This window comes from Pseudomonas nabeulensis (assembly GCF_004682045.1).
Taxonomy (GTDB): Bacteria; Pseudomonadota; Gammaproteobacteria; order Pseudomonadales; family Pseudomonadaceae; genus Aquipseudomonas; species Aquipseudomonas nabeulensis.
Map to the genome: position 1 here is coordinate 13425 of NZ_QUZT01000028.1, position 23633 is coordinate 37057.

The following is a 23633-nucleotide window of genomic DNA, read 5'->3' on the forward strand; positions in this document are numbered from 1 at the left end:
AATAGTTTTGCGTTGTGGGAAATTTCCATTTCGACTGTACGATTCAAGTCCTTTTCTAATCGCAGGACTTGCATGAACACCCTCTCGGAGCCTCCCAGTCGTCTTTCCCCAAGACATTTGCTCTTTGCCCTAAAGCTTCCCTTCTTTCGACTGCTAACCTTGTACCGGTCCACTGACCGCGCCTTGCCCTGTCTGGCTTTCTGAAAATCGACTTCAAGAGACTCTATAAATGGAATGGTTAGCGGATCCAACGGCCTGGCTCGGCCTGTTGACTTTGATTGTGCTGGAACTGGTACTGGGTATCGACAACCTGGTGTTTATCGCGATTCTGGCGGACAAGCTGCCGCCGCATCAGCGTGACCGTGCGCGGTTGATCGGCTTGTCCCTGGCCCTGCTGATGCGCCTGGGCTTGCTGGCGAGTATTTCCTGGTTGGTCACCCTGACCCAGCCGCTGTTCGAGGTGTTCGACAAGAGCTTCTCCGGCCGTGACCTGATCATGCTGTTTGGTGGTGTGTTCCTGTTGTTCAAGGCCACCATGGAGTTGCATGAACGCCTCGAAGGCCATGTGGCGCAACGTACCGGCAATGTGGCCTACGCGATGTTCTGGCCTATCGTGGCGCAGATCGTGGTGCTGGATGCGGTGTTCTCGCTGGATGCGGTGATTACCGCCGTGGGCATGGTGGACGAGCTGGCGGTGATGATGATCGCCGTGATCGTGTCGATCGGTGTGATGATTGTCGCGAGCAAGCCGCTGACCCGCTTCGTCAACGCGCACCCGACGGTGATCATGCTGTGTCTGGGCTTCCTGATGATGATTGGTTTCGCCCTGACTGCCGAAGGCCTGGGCTTCCATATTCCGAAGGGCTACCTGTATGCGGCCATTGGTTTCTCGATCCTGATCGAAGTGTTCAACCAGATCGCCCGTGCCCGTCGCAAGAAGTCGGCCCAAGGTGTGCTGCCGGTGCGTGAGCGCACGGCCCATGCGGTCATGCGCTTGCTGGGTGGCCGCAGCCTGGCAGTGGAAGAGGTGGGTGAAGAAGTTGCCGACCTGCTGGGTGAGCCGGATGCCACACAAGGCCCACTGTTCGACCGACGTGAACGCGTGATGATCAGCGGCGTGCTGCAACTGGCTGACCGGCCGATCCGCACGCTGATGACGCCGCGTGCCAAGGTGGACTGCATCGATCTTGCGGACGACCCCGAGACCATTCGCCTGAAACTGATGCACTCGTCCTACTCGCGCCTGCCGCTGATTCGCAACGGCGCGGTGGATGAGCCGTTGGGCTTCGTGCACAAGAAGGAACTGCTCAAGGAATACCTGGCCGGCAACGAGCCTAACCTGGAGCACCTGGCGCGCCGGGCGATCAACCTGCTGGAGAGTTTCTCGGTGCTCAACGCCCTGGAGCAGATGCGCCAGGAATCGACCCACATCGCCTTCGTGATCAACGAGTTCGGTGACTTTATGGGCGTGTTGAGCATGACCGACATCCTTGAATCCATCGCCGGCGAGCTACCCGACGCCAGCGAAATCGAGGGGCCGGACATTGTCGAGGAGGGCGAAGGCTTCCGGGTCAATGGCGCCTTGAACCTCAACCAGATCCGTCAGCGCACCGGCTTCCAGGCGCAGGCGACCGAGGACTACCAGACCCTGGCCGGCCTGGTGATGAGCCTGCTGGACCGCCTGCCCGTGGTGGGTGACAGCCTGGTGTATGAGGGCTGGCGCTTGACCGTGGCGGCTGTTGAAGAGCGGCGGGTGACCCAGGTGTCTATGACCCGTGAAACGTAAACCGGTCCTTGCCCGCATGCTTTGATACATACAGCGCCTGGTCGGCCTTGATCAGTGCCTGGTTCAAGGTTTCACCGTCCTCCACCCGGGCCAGGCCGATGCTGATGGTCACCGGGTGTTGGGTCGGTTCTTCGCGTACACGACGGCAGAGCAGGGTGGCCAACTGTTCAACGTCGTCGTGGCGCACCCCCGCCATATAGATCCCGAATTCCTCGCCGCCCAGGCGGGCGTAGTCGAACTCGGCCATCACCCCCTTGATGTTCTGGGCGACGCGCTTGAGCACTTCGTCGCCGATGTCGTGGCCGTACACGTCATTCACTTTCTTGAAATTATCGATGTCGATCATCGCCAGGTAGTGGTCATGCACTTTTGGCAGTTGGTTGAGTTTTTTTCCGGCGCTGGTAATGAACGCGCGGCGGTTGGGAATCTCCGTGAGGGTATCGAGGTAGGCCTGGTCCAGCAGCAGCTTGGCCATGATGAAGTTGTACAGCTTGGCCCTGCGCAGTTTCAAGAAGGTGTAGAGCGTGAGGAACGTGAGGAAGGTCGAATAGAAGATCACCAGGGCGCTGCGCACTTCCAGCAGGGTCAGGTGCGTGAAGTAAAACGGGTTGAGCAATACCCAAGTGATCACCATGGTGGTGACGAACGACCAGTGCTTGAGCGGCAGCACCGACGCGCTGTAGAGAATGCTCGACGCCGCGAGGATCAGCCAGCTGGTGTGCAAATCCATTGGCAGGCCTTCGATCAGCAGGCGGGTACCCAGGGCGATCACCAGTACGAATATCAGGTTGATCCACTGGAAATAGCGAGCGTCACGCGTGAACGCCAGGGCGATGGTGTTGATCGTCAATACCGCCAGGAAGAGTATCGATAGCCCGGAAAAGCCTTGGCCTCCGGGAAAGCTCACAATCAGGTCGAACACCAGCCAGATGCAGATACTCGCGATGTAAACCAGCAGGCAAAACGGTTTGAGCCGCTCGAAATCGTGTTGCGCGAATTCGTGCTTGAGCGGCTCGGGTACGGTTTTTCTCAGCACGTCGTCTTCAATGGTCTTGAACATGCTTGTCCTTCACGGTGTCGAGGAGTGGCTTGCCTTGGGGCAGGTAGCGTAGGGCAAATACCGCGTTAGGGTGGCAGCCCGATGCCAAGGCGGGCCGTGCCGGTTCGGCATGGAACGGCTGGCCTTCGCGGCTAGTCTGGCGGAACGCTTCATGCACGACGCCGACCGAACACGGCAGGGCGCCCAGGTAGGCATTGCGTACCAGCGGTGGCAGGCGCCCGGTGCCAGCACCGTCCTGGGCCCAGGGGTGGATGCCGGCCGCAGCCAATTCCCCAAGCCAATTGCCATACACCGCAGGCGCCAGCTTGCCGGCGCTGAACGCGCTGATATGCAGCGGGGCATCGAGCTTTTTGCTCAGGTCGACTAACTGGCGCTGCAGCTCTGTGCGGCGGTCGATGGCCAGAAAGTGCAGGTCATCCAGCTCCATCGGCACATACCAACCTGTCACTGGCAGTTTCCACTCATCCCGCACGCGCTGTTGCTGTGCCAGCGAGCGGCCCAGTTGCGCACGCCAGTAAGCGGCCAGCCCGGCGCTGTCCAGTTCCTGGATGCGCTGGTAATAGGCCGGGTCCATGTATAAGCCCAGCACCAACTTCAAGCCTTGGGCATGAGCCTCTCGCAGGCTGTTGGCCAGCCAGCCCTGGGCGCCACCAAACTGCGCACCGTCACCGTAGGCGGTCCATTGCACGATGACGGTGTCGGCGCCGCTGTTGGCCGTGGCTTGCCAGACCTGCTGCCATTGCCGCGCAGTGATCGCTGCATCACTGTCGAGGGGCTGATAGAACACGCGTGGCCCGGCGAATGCGGCCTGTACGGCGACCATCAACAAGCACACAACCAGCATCAATCGTTTCATCAGAAATTCAGCTCCACGCCCAGCAGCACACCATTGCCGCCTTCATACAAGTTGCCGCCCAAGGACTGCTGGTACTCGGTGCGCACGGTCAGGTGCGCACGGTAGGCATTGTATTTGTCGTCATTGAACCAGTATTGCCAGCGCAGGCCGACGCCGGTGCGCAGGTCCTGGCGCCAGGCATTGCTCGGGTCCTGGGCGGAGAACTCGACAAAGCCATAGGGCATGATGGTTTGCGGGCTGTTGTACGGCAGCTTCCACACATGACCTTGCTGGTAACGCGACAGCCATTGGTGGTCGCCAGCCTTGGTCCACCAGGCGGCATCGAGGTACAGGAAGCGCTCGTTCCACTGGCTCTCGTCCACCCGCCAGTCGTTGCGCCAATCGCCTTGGTCGAGGAATGACGCGGTGCTGCGCAGCAGGTAATCCGTGCTGGTGCGACCGTCCTTGCGGTGATCGTTGAGCTGGTCCCACAGATGGCCAGGATTCAGCAGTTCGCCCAGGCTCAGGCCGTGGTTGTCATTGGCGTCGAACTGGCTCTGCTTGTAGATCTCGCCGTAAAAATTGATGTTGGCCGTGCCCCACGGCTTGTAGCGCAGGCCCACGCCGGTGGCCAGGGATTGCGCGTAGGTCGAGCGACCTTCGCCCCCCAGCAGCACGCGACCGTAGACCGACAACGTGCTGCCGGCACGGCTGGGTTCTTCGCCCAGCGCATGGTCCCACATGGCGATCTGTACGTTCTGCGACGCGGCGCGGCGTTGGCCGCTGCGTTCGTCCGGGCGGAAGTTGTCGTTGGTCGCCACGCCCGCCGGCGACCAGGTGCTGGCGAGGGTCACGCTGTCGCGCCGCGACAGGCTTTCGTGGGCGCGGCGCTGGCGATAGCGACGGGCTTCGAGGCTGCCGTTTTCATCATCACCGGCCACTGGATGTTGCTCCAGGTCGATGACCCGCCGCAGTTCGGCGCGGGCCGAAGCGCTGTCGGCGATTTCGTCGTAGCGCCAGGCCAGGGTTTCGCCCAGGCTGTAGTCCTCCGGAAAATTCCGCGTGGCCTGTTGCAGGAAAGGGATGGACAAGCGACGTTCCTCCGGCGTTTCCGCTGCCGCCAGGCGCATGCCGTAATCCGCCTGGTAACGCGGATTACCGGGGGCACGCCGCACGGCCTCGGCGAGCCACGCCGTGCTTTGGGGCAGGTCGCCGGCTTTTTGCGCGGTGACCGAGGCCGCGTAGAAGGTGTCCGCGTCCGGTGTCTGTTGCAGTGCCTGGCGCTGGCGTTCCAGGGCTTGCGGGTAATCACCCCTGCGCTCGGCAATGGCGGCGCCCAAGGCCCATTCCTGGGCACCACGGGTTTTGCTGAGCTGCCAGTAATGTTCGGCCGTTGTGGTGTCATTGAGGTTGAGGGCACTGCGGCTGGCGGTGAGCAGGGCGTTGTCGCTTAGGGTGTCCTGGGGCGCGCTGCGCCAGATACGCAGGGCGCCCGCCGAGTCCCCGGCGGCTTCCAGGGCGTACGCCAGGGGCAGGGAGTCCTTGCTGGGATCCAGACGTTGCGCCGCCTGGTAATACGCGACGGCAGCGCCGGGTTGTGAGGGCATCGCACAACGTCCCAGCGCGCGCAACGATCCCGCGTCGGCGGGTGATGGGCCGACCGCCGACTGCACTGTTGTGCACTGGCCGTTCTCGGCCAATTGTGCGAGCAATTGCCCGCGCGTTGCCGGGTCAACCTGGTTGAGCAGGCGGGTCATGCGTTGCAACTGCGCAGCGTCCGGCGTGCCGCTGGCGTAGAGCATGGCCAGGCGTTGCAGCAACGCTGCGGGGAGGCGTGGCTTGCGGTCGTAGGCGTGCTCCAGCAAGGCTTGGGCCTGGGGTTGATGACCTTGCCGGATCAACAGGTAAGTCGCTTGGTCGAGGGCGCCAAGGTTGCCGGTTTGGCGGTAACTGCGCTCCCAGAGTTGCGCGGCCTCGGCGTTACGGCCGCTTGCTTGCAGCAGTTCGGCGCGTTTTTTCAGCACGGCCGGGGTCTGCGGTTGCCGGGCCAGCCAGTCCATGGCCTGGCCGCGTTTGCCCGTGGCTTGCCAGGCGTCCAACAGGCTGTCACGGCGTGTGGTGTCCCAAGGTTCTGGCAAGCGTTGGCTTTGCAACAGGTCGACAGCTTGCAGGCGCTGGGCGAGAACCAGCCAGGTGTGTGGATCGCTTTGCGCGTCGCAGCGTTTGAGTTGCGCCAGCGCCGCGTCCGGGTCGTGGCGCGACAGCCATTCGGCGGTTTCCAGGCAGGGGCGCTGCAATTGCTCGCTGAGGCGCTGCACGGTGGGTGCGTCGTCGGTCTGGCGTGCCAGTTCCCACAGGCGCTGGCGTTGCTGTGGGTCGGCCAGGTCTTCGGACGGCAAGGATTGCAGCCAGCGCTGGGCTTGGGCGGTATGGCCCACGGCGATGGCGCGGTCGACCATGGCCAGGCGCGCCCAGCGTGCATCCTCTGCACCGGGAGCTTGTTTCAGCAAGGCGTCCAGGCCGGGCTCGTCCAGGCGTTGTACGTAAGCGTTCGCCAGGCGCCGCCAGCCTTCGCGGTCCAATTGCTTGCGCTCGGCCACCGGTGCCAGTTGGCGGATGGTGTCGTTCCAGTCGCGCAGTTGCTCGGCCCAATTGGCGCGGGCCAGGCGCAGGATGTTGTCATCGCCCTGAGGCGGCAGTTGGGCCAGCCAGTCATGGGCGCGGCCGGCACCGCCGTGTTTGGCCAGGCTCAAGCTGTACGCCTGCCAAAGGCGGATGCGCTGGGGCAGGGTGGCGTGGGCCATCCAGCTTTCAACCAGGGTGCTGTCGGGAGGGTCCTGCTCGATCCAGGTCAGGCGCAGTTCCAGCAAGGCGTCGCTGCTTTGGGGTTGATCGGCGAGCACCAGGGTGGCGTCTTTGTAGCGGCGCTGCTTGGCCAACGCCTGCACCAGCAGCTCGCGGGCCTCCTCGTTATTGGGCACCCGTTCAAGCAGGTGGCGGGTCAGCCGTTCGACCTCCTGCCAGTTACCTTTTTTGGCCTCGCGGTAACTGCGGTCCATATAGGGGTAGCTGCGAAACTGTTCGAAATCGGTCAGCGGGGCGGCCGACAGCGGGGCGCTGCACAGGCCCAGCAACAGGCCGGCAATGACCAGGCGCGGTGGCGGTGTCATGGGGCAAGCTCCTCCGTGAGCTGGTAGGCGGCGCGTTGTTCCTGCTGTTGATCGGCCAGGGCCTGCTCAAGGACCTGAGGCGTGATGATGCCGCGTTCGATCAGGTATTCGCCCAGGGACGCCTGTTCTGCGTTGAAGTCGATCAATGCCTGGTTGAACAGCGTCGGCGGCACCAGCCCGCGCACCTGCAACAGGTTGCCCAGCAGCACCTGATGACGGCTGACCCGTTCGATCAGCGCTTCGTCATCCTCATGGGCCTTGAGTACCGCCAGCATCTTGCGCGTTTCGGCATTTTGCCGCGGGCTGGGGTACCAATAGCGGATACCCAGCGTCACTCGGCCCTGAGGCGCCAGGCGGCTGCGCACCGGGCGTTTGAGCTGGCGGCTGATGGCGCCTTGTGACACGTGGCTCAACGGCCCTTCGCAGGCCAATATCAGGGTTTCACCGTCTTCTTCCACCGGCAGCACGCCGTAATGCACGGCGACTTTGCGCGGCACCGAACGGATCAGCTGTTCGTCCAGCTTGAACGGGTTGAGCGGTGCCCATTCCAGCTCCAGTTGCGCGGCCAGGGCCTGTACCAGTTGGGTGCTGTTGATATAGCCGCGCAGCAACAGCTCACGCCCCAGGCGCCGGCGTACCCCGCTGGTCAACGCCTCGCTCAGTTGCGCTTCGGTGAGCAGGCCCTGTTCCACCAGGCGACGGCCCAGGGGCGTGCGCTGGGCCTTGGTCAGTGCGGGGAATTCGTGGGTGGTCTTGTCCCAGGCCACGCGTCGTGAGTCGCCCATTTCCATGACCTGGCGCAAGGCACGCAGGTTGGCGAAGAAGTTGACGAAGTTGCTCCACATCATCCGTGGCGCGGACAACAGGCCCTCGAAAATCCCGTAGAAGCGCGTCACAAACCAGGCGCGCTGGAATAACCGGTTGAGCAGCATCAGGCCGTTGAGCCACAACAACGCGGAAAGCAACGCGCTGTCCGCCAGGATCGACTGGAAGCGCCACGCATCCGGCAGCAGCAGGGTGGTCAGCCACATGGCTACCAGTACCAGGAACAACAGGTTCACCAGGAAACTCAGCAGATAGGCGATCAACCCACGACGATCACGCCACAGGAAATAGTTGAGCAGGCCCTTGCGGCTCCAACCCAGGTTGGTGGTGCCCTGGAACACGATGCCGACGATCCAGCGCGATTTCTGGCGGATGGCGTGCTGCCAGTCGCGGGGGAAGTGTTCGCGCACGCAGATAACCTGCGAGAAGTCGCGGTTCATGCCCAGCACCCACGGCTGTTCGAGGGCCAGCTTGGGGTCGGTGATGGAATAGCGGGCGAAGATACATTTCATGCCCTTTTGCTTGAGGCGAAAGCCGATGTCGTAGTCTTCAGTCAGGCTCTGCACATCGAAGGCAATGCCATCGCCGTCTTCCAGTAGCGCACTGATGGCCTTGCGGCTGAAACACGTGCCCACCCCGGCGCTGGGCACCTGGCCGGTGAGGGCTTCGCGCACGATCACGTCCTTGCCGTGGTTTTCGGCGAATTCGTCGACGTAATGCCCGGCGGTAAAGCCCTGCCATTCGGGTGCGTAGGGATAGACCGGAATCTGGATCAGGTCTTTGTTGGGCAGCAGGTAATTGAACAGCCGCAGTTCCATGGGCGAGATGACATCTTCGGCGTCGTGCAGGATAAAGCCGGCAAACTCGATCTTGGCCTCGTCTTCAAAGCGCAGGATCGCGTCGATGATGTTGTTCAGGCAGTCAGCCTTGCTGGTGGGACCGGGGCGGGCGCAGACGACTTTGTGCACGTTGGGGTAGTGCAGGCACACGGCGTCGACGTCGGCCTGGGTGTCCGGGTCGTTGGGGTAGGTGCCGACGAAGATCTGGTAGTTCTCGTAGTCGATGGTCGAGGCGGCCAGACGCGCCATTTCGCCGATGACGCCCACCTCGTTCCAGGCCGGCACCATGATCGCCAGGGGTTGCTCGGTGCGTTCGAACAGGCGCTGCTCGTCGGCGTGGTCGAATTTTTCGTAAATGCGCCAGCGCCGGATCAGTCTGCGGGTCCAGTAGACGAGGTCGATAAACAGGTCATCCAGGCCGAGGATAAACATCAGCAACGCCAGGGTGATCGCCAGGTATTTGAGGCCGAACAACACATAGGTAATGAAGTCGATGGCCGTCAGACTCATAGGCCTTGGCCTCCCGACTGCGCCTGCCACCAGCGTTTGAGGCGCTCAGTGATGCGTTCGCTGGCGTGACCGTCGCCGTAGGGCGTGTGCACCCGGCTCATGCGCTCGAAAACCGCCGGGTCATCGAACAGTGCGCTGGCATGCTGGACGATACGTTCGGCATCGGTGCCCACCAGCAGCACGGTGCCGCCTTCCAGCACCGAAGGTCGTTCGGTCACATCGCGCAGCACCAGCAAGGGTTTGCCGATGGCCGGGGCTTCCTCTTGCACGCCGCCGGAATCGGTGAGGATGAAACGGGCGCGGCCCATCAACCAGACGAAGTGCTGATAGTCCTGCGGTGGCACCAGGTAGATGTTCGGCTTGTTGGACAGCATGCCGTACACCGCATCCTTGACCTTGGGGTTGAGGTGTACCGGATAGACGAATTGCGCATCGGGATAGCGCTCGGCAAGTTGGGCCAGTGCCTGGCAAATATGGTTGAAACCGTCGCCGAGGTTTTCGCGGCGGTGGCCGGTGATCAGTACCACCGGGCGCTGCGGCTCCAGCACCGCCAATGGCGAATCGGCGGCCGGGCGCCAGTGGCTGGCCTGTTGTTGCTCGCGCATCCACAGCAGGGCGTCGATCACCGTATTGCCGGTGACCTCGATATGCTCGGCGGGCACGCCTTCGCGCAGCAGGTTATCCCGTGCCTTGGTGGTGGGCGCAAAATGCAGATCGGCCAACACACCGGTCAAGCGGCGGTTGGCTTCTTCCGGCCAGGGCGCCTTGAGGTTGCCGGTACGCAGGCCAGCCTCAACATGGCCGATGGGCAACTGGCGGTTGAAGGCGGCGAAGCTGGCGATAAAGCTGGTGGTGGTGTCGCCGTGCACCAGCACCATGTGCGGTTGCAGGCGTTCGTAGGCTTGGTCGAGTGCACCCAACAGATGTTGCGATAAACCATTGAGGGTTTGGCCTTGGGTCATCACTTGCAGGTCTTCATCGACCGCCAGTGAAAACCCCTCGAGCACTTGCTGGAGCATTTCGCGATGCTGGCCGGTGGAGCAGATTTTCAACTCGATACCGGGGGTTTGCTTGAGGATACGGGCCAGCGGGGCCATCTTGATTGCTTCGGGGCGGGTGCCGAAAACCATTGCGATCTTGAAGTTCATGGGCTGATCTCTGACTGCGAGGCCGTTTATTCAAGAACTTCATACAAGCAGCGAAACAGAGGGTTGTCCAATCGTCCTGGAATGGTTTATGCGGGTGGCTCAGCCGGCAACGGTGGTCATGGCATGGCGCTCAAATACCTCCTTCAATGTGTCTTCCTGGTCTTCCCAGGCACCGAGTCCCCTGAGCTTTTCGACTTGTCGGGCGTTCTTGAACACCAGCAGCGTGGGCGTGCCGGTGACCTCGGGATGCCTGGGCGTCTCTGCGGTGTCCAGTACCAGGCTTTTCACGTTACCCGCGTATTGGGCGGCAACCCGCTCAAACAACGGCCCGGCGTCTGCGCAGGCCGGGCAGTGCTGCGAGACAAACAGCATGAACACAATGGGGTGCGCCGCCAGCACTTGCTGATATTCCTCGGCGCTGGCGATAACCGCTGTTGCTATACCCATGACGATCTCCTTGTGCATAAGGCCTATAAGGCAGCTTTGGGCACGCTAAACCGAGAGATCGGTACGGTCTACTGTCAACCTTCACAGGTCAGGTCACGCGTCGCGATCACGCTCCAGCCGCTCACGGGCCTTGCGCGCCTGGCTCGCGCATTTCTTGTATTCCTCGTTGTCCCGGGAGGCCTTGGCCTTGCGGTAGCCGTGGTGGTTTTGGCTGGTGTAGTTGGTGCTCAGGGCGTCGTTGAGCTTGCGCAGTTCCAGCTTGCACTCACGGCGGTCGTTGCTGGCCAAGGCGTTGCCGGCCAGCAGGAAGGAAAACAACAGCAGGATAAAACGCAGCTTCATCAGGAAGGGCACCATGTCAGCAGGGATGGGGCAAGGCTTCACCCCGGTAATCGCAGTCTGTAGTGAGCGGGCTTGCCCCGCGCTGGGGGGCGAAGCCGCCCCAAATCCATCCACCTCGGTCTTACTGAAACACCGAGGTGCCTGGGTGTAGGGCGGCTTCGCCCCCCAGCGCGGGGCAAGCCCGCTCACTACAACTGCGGTCGGTTTGTGTCGTTGGGGCAAGGCTAGCCCAGCACGGGCATTTTTCCACACAGTGTGTGCACTGCAACGATGCGGGGTAACGCCGTTGTGGGGCGTTGCGTAGCAATGTGAAATCACACGCGTGCTTCACCGCTTGCCGCACAGGCCTGGTCATCCCTCTGATTTATAAGCTTTTTATCCGGTGCATATTTTTCTGTTACTGCGTGTGGCACACTTTCTGCTGTCTATTCCGTTGTTACATACTATGTTCCGGTATAGCGGAATACACAGACCCTGGAGTGCTTGTCATGCATCACCGACCTTCCGTATTCAAAGCGTGTGTTTTTCTCTTCGCCGCATCGGCTTCCCTCGCAAGCGTGGTACAGGCGGCGGACAGCAAGCTCGATGATGTGCTCAAGCGTGGGCACCTGATCGTGGGTACAGGCAGTACCAATGCGCCGTGGCACTTCCAGGGAGCGGATGGCAAGTTGCAGGGGTTTGATATCGACATCGGCCGCATTGTGGCCAAGGGCTTGTTCAACGACCCGAGCAAGGTCGAGTTTGTGGTGCAGTCTTCTGACGCCCGGATTCCCAACCTGCTGACCGACAAGGTCGACATGAGTTGCCAGTTCATTACCGTCACCGCCAGCCGTGCCCAGCAGGTTGCATTCACCCTGCCGTACTACCGCGAAGGCGTGGGCCTGCTGCTGCCGAACAACAGCAAGTACAAAGAGATCGAAGACCTGCAAGCCGCCGGCGATGGCGTGACCGTGGCCGTGCTGCAAAACGTGTACGCCGAAGAACTGGTGCACCAGGCGCTGCCCAAGGCCAAGGTCGACCAATACGACAGCGTCGACCTGATGTACCAGGCCGTGAACTCCGGCCGTGCCGATGCCGCCGCCACCGACCAATCCTCGGTCAAATACCTGATGGTGCAGAACCCCGGTCGCTATCGCAGCCCAGCTTATGCCTGGAGCCCGCAAACCTACGCGTGCGCGGTCAAGCGCGGCGACCAGGATTGGCTGAACTTCGTCAACACCGCCCTGCATGAAGCCATGACCGGTGTGGAGTTCCCCACTTACAAAGCTTCGTTCAAACAATGGTTCGGCGTGGACCTGCCGGAACCGGCGATTGGTTTCCCGGTGGAATTCAAGTGAATAACCGGGGCGTCGGTGACGACGCCCCATTCAGGTACTGCTGACCATGAACTATCAGTTGAACTTTGCCGCCGTATGGCGCGATTTCGACACCTTGCTGGCGGGGCTCGGGTTGGGCCTGCAACTGGCATTGCTGTCGATCGCCATCGGTTGCGTGATCGGCCTGATGATGGCGTTTGCCATGCTGTCCAGGCACCGCGCGTTGCGAGTTTTCGCTTCGGTGTATGTGACGGTGGTGCGCAATACGCCGATTCTCGTGCTGATCCTGTTGATCTACTTTGCGTTGCCGTCGTTGGGGATTCGCCTCGATAAAATCCCTTCGTTCATCATCACCCTGTCGTTATACGCCGGTGCCTACCTGACCGAAGTATTCCGCGCCGGGCTGTTGAATATTCCCAAGGGCTTGCGTGAAGCCGGCTTGGCCATTGGTCTGGGCGAATGGCGTATCCGCGCCTACATCACCGTGCCGGTGATGCTGCGCAACGTGCTGCCAGCCTTGTCGAACAACTTTATTTCGCTGTTCAAGGACACCTCGCTGGCCGCTGCGATTGCGGTGCCGGAGCTGACCTATTACGCCCGCAAGATCAATGTCGAAAGCTACCGGGTGATTGAAACCTGGCTGGTCACGACTGCGCTCTACGTGGCTGCCTGTTACCTCATTGCCATGCTGCTCCGTTACCTGGAACAGCGTCTGGCGATCCGTCGTTAAGGAGGGCGGTCATGTACGAGTCCCCAAGCTGGCTGCATGAGTTGTGGATCGCCCGCGATACGTTGTGGGCGGGCTTTCAGGCCAGCGTTTATGTGTCGGCGCTGGCGATTATCTTCGGCACCCTGATCGGCATCGTCGCCGGGTTGATCCTGACCTATGGCAAGTTCTGGATGCGCGCACCGTTTCGCCTGTACGTGGATTTGATCCGCGGCACGCCGGTGTTTGTGCTGGTGCTGGCGTGTTTCTACATGCTGCCGGCACTGGGTTGGCAGATCAGCGCGTTCCAGGCCGGTGCGGTGGGGTTGACGCTGTTTTGCGGCTCCCACGTCTCGGAAATCGTGCGCGGTGCACTGCAAGCCATTCCCCGTGGGCAACTGGAGGCGGGCAAGGCGATTGGCCTGACGTTCTACCAGTCCCTGGGCTACGTGCTGCTGCCACAGGCGCTGCGCCAGATCCTGCCGACCTGGGTCAATTCCTCTACGGAAATCGTCAAGGCCTCCACCTTGCTCTCGGTGATCGGCGTGGCCGAGTTGCTGCTGAGCACCCAGCAAGTCATCGCACGCACCTTCATGACCCTGGAGTTCTACCTGTTCGCAGGCTTTATGTTCTTTGTCATCAACTACGCCATCGAGTTATTCGGGCGCTACATTGAAAAGCGGGTGGCCTTGCCATGAACCAACCTCAAACCCAGCAACCGCTGTTGAATATTCGTGGCCTGCGTAAGCAATACGGCGAGGTCGAGGTGCTTAAGGGCGTCGACTTGACCATGCAGCGCGGCAACGTGGTGACCCTGATCGGCTCCAGCGGCTCGGGCAAGACCACGCTGCTGCGTTGCGTGAACCTGCTGGAAGAGTTCCAGGGCGGGCAGATCACCCTGGACGGCGAGTCCATCGGCTACAGCGACATCGCCGGCAAGCGCGTGCGTCATCCCGAGCGGGTGATTGCCCAGCACCGTGCGATGACGGGCATGGCGTTTCAGCAGTTCAACCTGTTCCCGCATTTGACCGCGTTGCAAAACGTCACCCTCGGCCTGCTCAAGGTCAAGAAGATGAGCAAGGACGAGGCCGTGGCCCTCGCGGAAAAATGGCTGGAGCGTGTCGGCCTGTTGGAGCGCCGTAACCACTTTCCCGGCCAGCTGTCGGGCGGCCAGCAACAGCGTGTGGCAATTGCCCGCGCCATTGCGATGAACCCGAGCCTGATGCTGTTCGATGAAGTCACCTCGGCCCTCGACCCGGAGTTGGTGGGCGAAGTGCTCAGCGTGATCAAGGGCCTGGCGGAGGAAGGCATGACCATGTTGTTGGTCACTCACGAAATGCGCTTTGCCTATGAAGTCTCGGACAAAATCGTCTTTATGAACCAGGGCCGCATTGAAGAGCAGGGTTCATCGAAAGACATTTTTGAGCGTCCGCAGTCGCCACGGCTCGCGGAATTTTTGAAGAATATTCGTTTTTAATCAGGAGCAACTTTTATGAGCATTACTCGTTACGGCACCGGCAGCACCGCCGGCGGTGGCCAGCCACGTCCGTTCGCCCGTGCAGTGGAAGCGGACGGTTGGTTGTACGTGTCGGGCCAGGTGCCAGCGGTGGACGGTGAAATCATCCAGGGCGGGATCGTCGAGCAGACCCGCCAGACTATGCGCAATGTGGTGGCGATCCTTGAAGAGGCCGGTTACGAATTGAAGGACGTGGTGCGTGTCGGCGTATGGCTGGAAGACCCACGGGACTTCTGGAGTTTCAACAAGGTGTTCAGTGAATACTTCACCCCGGAACATGCACCGGCACGGGCCTGTGTGCAGGCCAATATGATGGTGGATTGCAAGGTGGAGATCGATTGCGTGGCCTACAAGAAAAAAGGCTAAATGCCCCACTCTTGAGATCACCGCAGATCAAATGTGGGAGGGGGCTTGCCCCCGATAGCAGTGTGTCAGCCGCCAGAGGCATCAACTGACACTCCCTCATCGGGGGCAAGCCCCCTCCCACAGTGGATCGAAGCCAGACCCTAGAATTTTGACCGGACGCAAACTGCCATGACCGAAGACACCATCAAACGCCGCGCCAAAGGCCTGGACCGCGCGTTCGATATCCTCGATTTTCTCAAGGAAATCGGCCAGCCGCTGCGCCCGAACGATATCGCCAGCGGCATCGGCAGCCCCAAGTCCACGGTCTACGAATTGGTCGCGTCGCTGCTTGAGCGGCGCATTCTGGAAACCGTCGGCAAGGACGGCCACGTTTACCTAGGTCGCCAACTGTATTTCCTGGGTCAGGCCCACCTGCGTCATTTCGACCTGACCCGCGAGGCCGACCATGCCTTGCAGGAGATCGTCAGCCAAACCCGTGAGACCGCGCAGATGTGCCTGCTCAACGGGCGCAAATACACGGTGGCACTGATGCGTGAAGGGGAGCGACATTTCCGCATTTCTTCGGATATCGGCGAGAACGCACCGATCCCCTGGACCGCCTCCGGGCGCCTGTTGCTGGGGCACCTGAGTGACCAGCAGATTGTCGACCTGATCGACCACGACGACTTTATCCTGCCGGACGGCCAGCGTTTGCCGCTGGATACCTTCCTGGCGCAAATCCGCCAGGCCACCCTCGATGGTTTCTTTTCCTTCGACAGCGTGGCCGACACCTTCACCCACTGCTTTGCCGCCCCGGTGCGGGACGCGCAGGGTGTCAGCATTGCGACCTTGTGCATCGTCGCCCCCCGGGCCGATGCCATTAACAACTACAACGACTATCGCCGGGTGTTGATCGAAAGCGCCAACCACCTGGCCCGTCGCATCAACGAATAGGAGCATTTCATGTCTGCCATCAATGCCGTTGAAAAGGGCGCTGCCGCCGTTGGCGCCCATCTGGTCCGCGACGTCAGCCTGCCGGCCCTGGTGCTGCACCGCGACGCGCTGGAACACAATATCCGTTGGATGCAGGACTTCGTCAGCAACAGCGGCGCCGAGCTTGCGCCCCATGGCAAGACCAGCATGATGCCGGCGCTGTTCCAGCGTCAGATCGAGGCAGGCGCCTGGGGCATCACCCTAGCCAATGCCGTGCAAACCCGCGCCGCCTATGCCGGTGGCGTGCGCCGGGTGTTGATGGCCAACCAACTGGTGGGCGCGCCGAACATGGCGTTGATCGCCGACTTGTTGGCCGACCAGAATTTTGATTTCCACTGCATGGTCGATCACCCGGACAACGTTGCCGACCTGGGCCTGTTCTTTGCCGCCCGTGGCCTGCGCCTGAACGTGATGATCGAATACGGCGTGGTTGGTGGCCGTTGCGGGTGCCGCAGCGAGCAGGAGGTGCGTGAGCTGGCCAAGGCGATCAAGGCCCAACCCGCGCTGGCCCTGACCGGCATCGAAGGGTATGAAGGCGTGATTCACGGCGAGCATGCCATCAGCGGTATTCGCGACTTTGCCGCGAGCCTGGTGCGTTTGGCGGTGGACCTGCAGAACAACGGCTCCTTCGACCTGCCCAAGCCGATCATCACCGCCTCGGGTTCGGCCTGGTATGACCTGATTGCCGAGTCTTTCGAAGCGCAAAACGCCGCTGGCCGCTTCCTCAGTGTGTTGCGCCCTGGCAGCTACGTGGCCCATGACCATGGCATCTACAAGGACGCGCAATGCTGCGTGCTTGATCGCCGCAGCGACCTCAGCGAAGGCCTGCGCCCGGCGCTGGAGGTTTGGGCCCATGTGCAATCGTTGCCCGAGCCAGGCTTCGCCGTGATCGCCCTGGGCAAGCGCGATGTGGCCTACGACGCCGGATTGCCGGTGCCGCTCAAGCGCTACAAGGCGGGGATCTTGCCGGCAGAAGGTGATGACGTCGGCGAGTGCAAGGTCACCGCAGTGATGGACCAACATGCGTTCATGACCGTGGCGCCGGGGGTGGAGTTGCGTATTGGCGACATCATTACCTTTGGCACTTCGCATCCGTGCCTGACCTTTGACAAGTGGCAGGTGGGGTGTTTGGTGGACGAGCAGTTGCAGGTGATCGAGAGTTTGCATACCTGCTTCTAGACCGAGTCGCTCCCATCGGGGGCAAGCCCCCTCCCACACTGGACCGCATTCTTTCAGATAAAACCCGGTCAATGTGGGAGGGGGCTTGCCCCCGATGAGGCCATCAGCCCCACCCGAGATGCTAGCCATGACCACCCACCCAAGAATCGCCCTCATCGGCGAATGCATGATCGAACTGCAACACCGCGCCGACGGCAGCCTGTACCAGAGCTTCGGCGGCGACACCCTGAACGCGGCGGTGTATCTGCGCCGGGAGCTGGGCGACATCGGCCATGTCGATTACGTGACTGCGCTGGGCGACGACAGCTTCAGCGACGCCATGTGCCAGCAATGGACGGATGAAGGTCTAGGCCTGGGCATGGTCCAGCGCCTGCCCGGACGCTTGCCGGGTTTGTACTGCATCCAGACCGATGCCAACGGCGAGCGTAAATTTCTCTATTGGCGCAACGAAGCCGCCGTGCGCGACTGCTTCACCACGCCCGCCGCCGAACCGATCCTGGCAGCGTTGCCGGATTACGACGTGGTGTATTTCAGCGGTATCACCCTGGCGGTGCTGGGGGACATCGGACGTGAACGCTTGTTGCAAACGCTGATTGAAACCCGACGGCGGGGCGGCAAGGTGGTCTTCGACAACAACTATCGGCCGCGTTTGTGGGCGAATGTCGAGGCTGCCCGCGCGGCGTATCACCGGGTATTGACGCAGGTGGATATCGCCTTGCTGACCGAGGATGACGAGCGGGCGTTGTTTGGTTATGCCGACAGTGAGCAGGTGTTTGCGGCGTATCCACAGATTGAAGAAGTGGTGCTCAAGCGTGGCGCGGATGCGTGTTTGATGCGTTGCGCAGGTGAGCGGTTTGCGGTGCCGGCGATGAAGGTTGAGAAGGTGGTGGATACCACGGCGGCGGGGGATTCGTTCAGTGCGGCGTATTTGGCTTGTCGGTTGAAGGGGGGCTCGCCGGAGCAGGCAGCGGTCGCTGGGCATCGGTTGGCGAGTCGGGTGATTCAGGTGGCGGGGGCTTTGATTCCGCGGTGAATGGCCGCCTGTGGCGGATCGGGGGCAAGCCCCCTCCCACATTTGACTGTGCCCCCAATCCAGTGTGGGAGGGGGCTTGCCCCCGATAGCGGTCTTGAGCCAAACCCTCAATCCCGGTAAAACACCTGCACCAAGTGATACCCAAACTTGCTCTTGATCGGCCCATGCACCACCCGCAGCGGCTTCTTGAAGATCACCGCATCAATCGCTCCCACCATTTGCCCCGGCCGAATCTCGCCCAAGTCCCCGCCACGTTTGCCCGATGGGCAGGTGGAGTACTTCTTGGCCAGCACATCAAAGGCTTCGCCCTTGGCAATGCGCTGCTTGAGTTGTTCGGCTTCTTCGCTGGTTTTCACCAGGATATGACGGGCTTGGGCTTTCATTGATCTCTACCAGGTGGGCGACGGCGCGCGATTATGCCTGAACTCATTCGACGACGTTGATCATGCTGCGGATTTTCGTGGCCAGCAGGTCAATGGAAAACGGCTTGGCCACCATGTCCATGCCGTCCTCCAGGAAACCCTGGCGCTCGGCGGCTTTTTCCGCATAGCCGGTCATGAATAAGACGCGCAGGCCTGGGCGATGCTGGCGGGCGATTTCCGCCAGTTGCCGGCCATTCATGCCCGGCAGGCCGACGTCGGTCACCAGCAAGTCCACGCGCAAGTCCGACTCCAGCAACGGCAGCGCCGTGCGTGCATCCGCCGCTTGGTGCGCGGTGTAGCCCAGTTCATCCAGCACATTGACCACCAGCATGCGCACCGCCGGGTCGTCCTCGACTACCACCACGGCTTCACCGGCCAGGGCCACCGGCGCTTCGCTTGAGGTGGCGGGCAGCGTGCATTCCAGCGAGGTGCCATGCAGGCGCGGCAAGTAAAGGCGTACACACGTGCCCTGGCCCGGTTCGCTGTGAATGGTCACATGCCCCCCGGATTGCTGGGCAAAGCCGTAGATCATCGACAGGCCCAGGCCGGTGCCCTGCCCGATGGGCTTGGTGGTGAAGAACGGGTCGAACGCCTTGGCGAGGATCTTCGGCGCCATACCCGTGCCGTTGTCGCACACGCCGAGCATCACGTAGTCGCCGGCTTTAACCGGTTCAATCGTGGTGATGTCGGTGCCGTCCAGGTAGCTGTTGGCGGTTTCGATCAGCAGTTCGCCGCCATCGGGCATGGCGTCGCGGGCGTTGATCACCAGGTTGAGCAGAGCGTTTTCCAGTTGGCTGGCATCGGTATTGACTGGCCAGATATCCCGACCCAGTTGCATCTTGAGGCTGATATGTGCGCCTTTGGTGCGGCGGAACAAGTCTTCCAGAGACACCACTAACTGGTTTGGGTCCAGCGGACGTCGGTCCAGTGACTGGCGCCGCGAGAACGCCAGCAAGCGGTGGGTGAGGGCCGCCGCACGATGGGCCGACGACACGGCCACATCGGTAAAACGCCCGATCTCGTCGCTGCGCCCGGCGGCGATATAGCGCTGCATCAGATCCAGGCTGCCGATGATGCCGGTGAGCATATTGTTGAAGTCGTGGGCGATGCCGCCGGTGAGCTGGCCCACGGCTTCCATCTTTTGCGCATGGCGCAGGGCATCTTCGGCGCGCTCGCGTTCGAACATCTCGTTTTGCAGACGCTGGTTGGCCTCCGCCAGCGCCTGGGTGCGCTGGGCTACGCGCTCTTCGAGGGTTTCGTTGAGGTTGAGCAGGGCCTGCTCGGTGTGTTTGCGCTCGGTCAGGTCCAAGGCGGCGCCAAGGAAACGTGCCGGCCGGCCTTGATGGTCTTTGTAGCAACGCCCTCGGGCAAACACCCAGCGTACCTGGCCGTTGGCTTGCATCAGGCGGTATTCCTCGGCGTATTCAGTGCCGAAGGTGATGCAGTGCTTGATGCTGCGCGCCACCATGCCACGGTCTTCGGGGTGCACGCCGTGCAGGTATTCGCTGATGGGCAGTTGGCCGGATTCGCTGGGGTCGACGCCGTGCAGGTAGGCAAAGTGGGCATCGGCGATAAAGCGGTCTTCGCCGATATCCCAATCCCAGGTGCCCACTGCGTCGGTCGCCGCCAGTGCCAGTTGCAGGCGTTGCTCGGTGTTGTGCCGGGCCTTGCGGCGTTCGTTGGTCTCGATGGCGGTGACCAGGATACCGGCCACGCGGGCGCTTTCATCGCGAATCGGGCTGTAGGTCAGGTCCAGCCAGATTTCGGTGTCGCGATTGTTGCGTTGCAGGATAAAGCGCTGTTCGGTGAAGGTGCGTACCTGGCCGTCGAGCACCGCCTCGTAGATCGGCCCGGTGAAGCTCTCCAGTTCCGGCCACGTCTGGTGCGCCGGTTGGCCGAGGGCCTCAGGGTGCTTGTTGCCCGCGAGCGCGGCGAAGCCGTCGTTGTAGAGTTGGGTGAGTTGGCTGCCCCATAGCAGCAACATGGGCATCGGCGAGTGGACGACGATGTCCACCGCGGTGCGCAGGCTTTGCGGCCAATCGTTGGCCTCACCGAGCGGGCTGTGTGCCCAGTCCAACCGCGCAATCAATGCGGCGGTTTCGCTGACGGTGGATGTTTCCTTCATGTAAAAGCCCTGAGCGTAACGCTTTGAAAGATGACAACACCCATTATCCCGTGAGGGGTGAACAGGTGACTACCCCCGAAAAATAGCATGCATTGGGGATTTGTCTTCAAACGCGTGTGTCAGGGCTGAAACCTTTCATCCATCAGCCAATTCAGGGCGATTGCGAAACGCCTCCAGTGCCTGCGGGTTGGCCAGCGCATCGGTGTTTTTCACGGGTTCGCCGTGTACGACATTACGCACCGCCAATTCGACGATTTTCCCACTGATGGTGCGGGGGATATCCATGACAGCGACGATCTTCGCCGGCACATGCCGTGGCGTGGTGTTGGCGCGGATAACCTGGCGGATGTGCTGTTGCAGCGCGTCATCCAGCTCGACGCCATCGTCGAGGCGCACAAACAGCACCACGCGCACGTCGTCCTGCCAGCGTTGGCCGATGGCCAGGCTTTCCAGCACCTGCGGGACTTTTTCCACCTGGCGATAGATCTCGGCCGTGCCGATGCGTACGCCGCCAGGGTTGAGCACCGCGTCGGAACGCCCATGAATCAGCAGGCTGCCGTTTGGCCGTTGCTCGGCGTAGTCACCCTGAGCCCACACGCCGGGAAACTGGCTGAAATACGAGGCCCGCAGCTTCTTCTGGTCCGGATCATTCCAGAGGCCGATTGGCATCGCCGGGAAGTGCCGGGTGCACACCAGCTCACCTTTCTCACCGACCAACGATTGGCCCTGGTCGTCCCAGACCTCGATGGCCATCGCCAGGCTCTTGCACTGCATCTCGCCGCGTCGTACCGGCAGCACCGGGTTACCGATCACAAAGCAGGAAACGATATCCGTGCCGCCGGACATGGAGGACAGGCACAGCTCGCTTTTGATCTCGCGGTACACGTAGTCATAGCTCTGCGGCGACAGCGGTGAACCGGTGGATATCAACCCCTTGAGGCTGCCCAGGTCATGGCTGAGTCGTGGTTGCAAGCCGGCTTTTTCCAGGGTGGCGAGAAACTTGGGGCTGGTGCCGAAGACGTTGATCTTTTCTGCGTCAATCAAGTCGATCAAGCGTTCCGCTCCTGGGTGAAACGGCGAGCCGTCATACAGCACTGCCGTGGCGCCGATGGCCAGCACCGACACCAGCCAATTCCACATCATCCAGCCGCAGGTGGTGTAGTAGAACAGGCAGTCGTCGCGGCTCAGGTCGGCGTGCAGGCCGTGTTCTTTCAGGTGCGTGAGCAATACGCCGCCGGTGCCGTGGATGATGCACTTGGGCACGCCGGTGGTGCCGCTGGAATACAGGATGTACAGCGGGTGGTCGAAGGGCACCGCGACAAAATCCGGCGCACCGCCGGGTGGGTAGAAATCGCTCCACAGCGCGATCCTGGCATGGGTGCGATAGTCCTCGACCCGTGCCTGGGGTTTGGCATACGGCACGATGATCAGTTGCTCCAGGGACGGCAGGCGCTCAAGGATTTCATTGAGCTTGGCGGTCTGGTCGATCTCTTTGCCGGCATACCGATACCCGGCGCAGGTGATCAGCACCTTGGGCTCGATCTGGCCAAAACGGTCGATCACGCCTTGGGTGCCGAAGTCGGGCGAAGAACACGACCAGATCGCGCCGAGGCTGGTGGTGGCGAGCATGCCGACCAGGGTTTGCCAGGTGTTGGGCATGCACGCGGCCACCCGGTCGCCTTGGGTCACGCCAGCAGCCCGCAGGCTTTTCTGTAGGCCTGCCACATGGGCGGCCAGTTCGGCGTAGGTCAGTTGTTCGCGCTGGCCGTCTTCGCTGACGGCCACCACGGCAGGGTGATCGTCGCGACGGCGCAGCAGATGTTCGGCGAAGTTCAGGGTGGCGCCGGGGAACCACTGGGCGCTGGGCATTTCAGTGCCTTCGATCAAGGTCTCGGTGGGCGGGCTGCGAAAGTGCACGTCGAAGAACGCGACGATGGCCTGCCAGAAGTCGGGGCGTTGGTCGATGCTCCACTGGTGCAGGGCGGGGTAGTCGGCGAGCTGGAGGTTGTAGCGCTCGTTGATGTAGCGGCGGAACTGGTCCATGCGCGTGGTGGCGATGCGTTCCGGGGAGGGTTGCCAGAGGATGTCGGACATAAATACATCTCTTGTTCTTGTATGAAATCAACCAGCCAATGGAGGACCAATGTGGGAGGGGGCTTGCCCCCGATTGCGGTGCATCAGGCACCACATGTATCAGCTGACACTCCCTCATCGGGGGCAAGCCCCCTCCCACATTTGAATCTCCAGTGTCTGGGGTTACTGAGCCAACCAACCGCCATCAATGTTCCACGCGGCGCCACGCACCTGGCTGCCGGCTTCACTGCACAGGAACAGTACGAGTTCCCCCAACTGCGGCGGCGTCACAAACTCCAGCGACGGCTGCTTCTCCGCCAGCAAATCATGCTGGGCCTGCTGCGCGCTCACACCCTTGGCCGCACGATCATCAATCTGCTTCTGCACCAGCGGCGTCAGCACCCAGCCGGGGCAGATGGCGTTGCAGGTCACATTGCTGGTGGCCGTTTCCAGGCCCACCACCTTGGTCAAGCCGATGACGCCATGCTTGGCCGCTACATACGCCGCCTTGCCCACCGAACCGACCTGGCCATGCACCGAGGCGATATTGACGATCCGCCCCCAGCCCTTGGCCTTCATTTCCGGCAAGCTCAAGCGCGTGCTGTGGAACACCGAGGACAGGTTGATCGCGATAATCGAGTCCCAGCGCTCTGCCGGAAAATCCTCCACCGCCGCCACATGCTGGATCCCGGCGTTGTTGACCAGGATATCCACGCCGCCAAATTCACGCTCGGCATAGGCGATCATATCGGCGATCTGTGCCGGGTCGCTGACGTCCGCCGGGTGATGGCCGACCTTGCCGCCGAATGCCTGCACCTGGGCGATCACCGCGCTGGCGTCGCCGAAGCCGTTGAGGATCAGGTTGGCGCCGGCCTTGGCCAGGCTCAGCGCAATGCCCAAGCCGATGCCGCTGGTGGAGCCGGTAACCAGGGCGGTCTTGCCGTTCAATGTCGTCATACAAAC

Annotated in this window: 20 protein-coding genes; 9 read left to right on the plus strand and 11 right to left on the minus strand. The window is 61.7% G+C overall.

Annotation, left to right across the window (positions count from 1 at the left end):
• Positions 1-229: 229 nt before the first annotated feature.
• The gene (locus tag DYL61_RS15815) at positions 230-1786 is read left to right on the plus strand and encodes a TerC family protein (protein ID WP_135309092.1); all 1557 of its coding nucleotides are present in this window, start codon (positions 230-232) and stop codon (positions 1784-1786) included.
• Here DYL61_RS15815 and DYL61_RS15820 read toward each other — a convergent pair.
• The 7 genes from DYL61_RS15820 to DYL61_RS15850 form a co-directional block, all read right to left on the minus strand.
• Positions 1767-2846: a GGDEF domain-containing protein gene (locus DYL61_RS15820; RefSeq protein WP_135309093.1), complete on the minus strand. Its 1080-nt coding sequence runs from the start codon at positions 2844-2846 to the stop codon at positions 1767-1769. The genes DYL61_RS15815 and DYL61_RS15820 overlap by 20 nt on opposite strands.
• A complete protein-coding gene (locus tag DYL61_RS15825) occupies positions 2830-3702 on the minus strand; it encodes a DUF4434 family protein (RefSeq protein ID WP_135309094.1) in 873 nt (290 codons plus the stop codon). Before DYL61_RS15825 ends, DYL61_RS15820 begins: the two co-directional genes overlap by 17 nt.
• Complete coding sequence (locus DYL61_RS15830; RefSeq protein ID WP_135309095.1) at positions 3702-6851, minus strand: NfrA family protein; 3150 nt, start codon at positions 6849-6851, stop codon at positions 3702-3704. The genes DYL61_RS15825 and DYL61_RS15830 overlap by 1 nt, the downstream gene beginning before the upstream one ends.
• Positions 6848-9025, minus strand: coding sequence for a cyclic di-3',5'-guanylate-activated glycosyltransferase NfrB (gene nfrB, locus DYL61_RS15835; RefSeq protein ID WP_135309096.1), 2178 nt, complete (start codon positions 9023-9025; stop codon positions 6848-6850). Before nfrB ends, DYL61_RS15830 begins: the two co-directional genes overlap by 4 nt.
• Positions 9022-10173: a non-hydrolyzing UDP-N-acetylglucosamine 2-epimerase gene (wecB, locus tag DYL61_RS15840; RefSeq protein ID WP_135309097.1), complete on the minus strand. Its 1152-nt coding sequence runs from the start codon at positions 10171-10173 to the stop codon at positions 9022-9024. The genes nfrB and wecB overlap by 4 nt, the downstream gene beginning before the upstream one ends.
• A gap of 99 nt (positions 10174-10272) precedes the next feature.
• On the minus strand, positions 10273-10620 hold the full coding sequence (locus DYL61_RS15845) for a thioredoxin family protein (RefSeq protein ID WP_135309098.1): 348 nt from the start codon (positions 10618-10620) through the stop codon (positions 10273-10275).
• Between the two features lie 93 nt (positions 10621-10713).
• Positions 10714-10962: a hypothetical protein gene (locus DYL61_RS15850; RefSeq protein WP_105699206.1), complete on the minus strand. Its 249-nt coding sequence runs from the start codon at positions 10960-10962 to the stop codon at positions 10714-10716.
• A gap of 488 nt (positions 10963-11450) precedes the next feature.
• Between DYL61_RS15850 and DYL61_RS15855 the strand changes: the two genes are divergently transcribed.
• From DYL61_RS15855 to DYL61_RS15890, 8 genes are all read left to right on the plus strand, one after another.
• The gene (locus tag DYL61_RS15855; RefSeq protein WP_012723817.1) at positions 11451-12299 is read left to right on the plus strand and encodes a transporter substrate-binding domain-containing protein; all 849 of its coding nucleotides are present in this window, start codon (positions 11451-11453) and stop codon (positions 12297-12299) included.
• 46 nt (positions 12300-12345) lie between these two features.
• Positions 12346-13008, plus strand: a complete 663-nt coding sequence (locus tag DYL61_RS15860) for an amino acid ABC transporter permease (RefSeq protein WP_135309099.1) — start codon at positions 12346-12348, stop codon at positions 13006-13008.
• Positions 13009-13019: 11 nt separating this feature from the next.
• Positions 13020-13682, plus strand: a complete 663-nt coding sequence (locus tag DYL61_RS15865) for an amino acid ABC transporter permease (protein ID WP_065907739.1) — start codon at positions 13020-13022, stop codon at positions 13680-13682.
• On the plus strand, positions 13679-14461 hold the full coding sequence (locus tag DYL61_RS15870; RefSeq protein WP_135309100.1) for an amino acid ABC transporter ATP-binding protein: 783 nt from the start codon (positions 13679-13681) through the stop codon (positions 14459-14461). The genes DYL61_RS15865 and DYL61_RS15870 overlap by 4 nt, the downstream gene beginning before the upstream one ends.
• A 15-nt stretch (positions 14462-14476) precedes the next feature.
• Positions 14477-14866 carry a RidA family protein gene (locus DYL61_RS15875; RefSeq protein ID WP_135309101.1) on the plus strand — a complete coding sequence of 130 codons (390 nt, stop codon included), beginning with the start codon at positions 14477-14479 and terminating at the stop codon, positions 14864-14866.
• Between the two features lie 168 nt (positions 14867-15034).
• Positions 15035-15799, plus strand: coding sequence for an IclR family transcriptional regulator (locus DYL61_RS15880; protein ID WP_135309102.1), 765 nt, complete (start codon positions 15035-15037; stop codon positions 15797-15799).
• 9 nt (positions 15800-15808) lie between these two features.
• On the plus strand, positions 15809-17017 hold the full coding sequence (locus DYL61_RS15885) for an amino acid deaminase (RefSeq protein ID WP_135309103.1): 1209 nt from the start codon (positions 15809-15811) through the stop codon (positions 17015-17017).
• Between the two features lie 127 nt (positions 17018-17144).
• Positions 17145-18050: a sugar kinase gene (locus DYL61_RS15890; RefSeq protein ID WP_135309104.1), complete on the plus strand. Its 906-nt coding sequence runs from the start codon at positions 17145-17147 to the stop codon at positions 18048-18050.
• A gap of 107 nt (positions 18051-18157) precedes the next feature.
• On the opposite strand, the gene DYL61_RS15895 is transcribed toward DYL61_RS15890, so the two are convergent.
• The 4 genes from DYL61_RS15895 to DYL61_RS15910 form a co-directional block, all read right to left on the minus strand.
• Positions 18158-18433, minus strand: coding sequence for a peptidylprolyl isomerase (locus DYL61_RS15895; RefSeq protein ID WP_034098324.1), 276 nt, complete (start codon positions 18431-18433; stop codon positions 18158-18160).
• Positions 18434-18476: 43 nt separating this feature from the next.
• Positions 18477-20597, minus strand: coding sequence for a PAS domain-containing hybrid sensor histidine kinase/response regulator (locus DYL61_RS15900; protein ID WP_135309105.1), 2121 nt, complete (start codon positions 20595-20597; stop codon positions 18477-18479).
• A 135-nt stretch (positions 20598-20732) separates the two neighbouring features.
• Positions 20733-22691 carry an acetoacetate--CoA ligase gene (locus DYL61_RS15905; RefSeq protein ID WP_135309106.1) on the minus strand — a complete coding sequence of 653 codons (1959 nt, stop codon included), beginning with the start codon at positions 22689-22691 and terminating at the stop codon, positions 20733-20735.
• 162 nt (positions 22692-22853) lie between these two features.
• The gene (locus tag DYL61_RS15910; protein ID WP_135309107.1) at positions 22854-23627 is read right to left on the minus strand and encodes a 3-hydroxybutyrate dehydrogenase; all 774 of its coding nucleotides are present in this window, start codon (positions 23625-23627) and stop codon (positions 22854-22856) included.
• Positions 23628-23633: the final 6 nt, after the last annotated feature.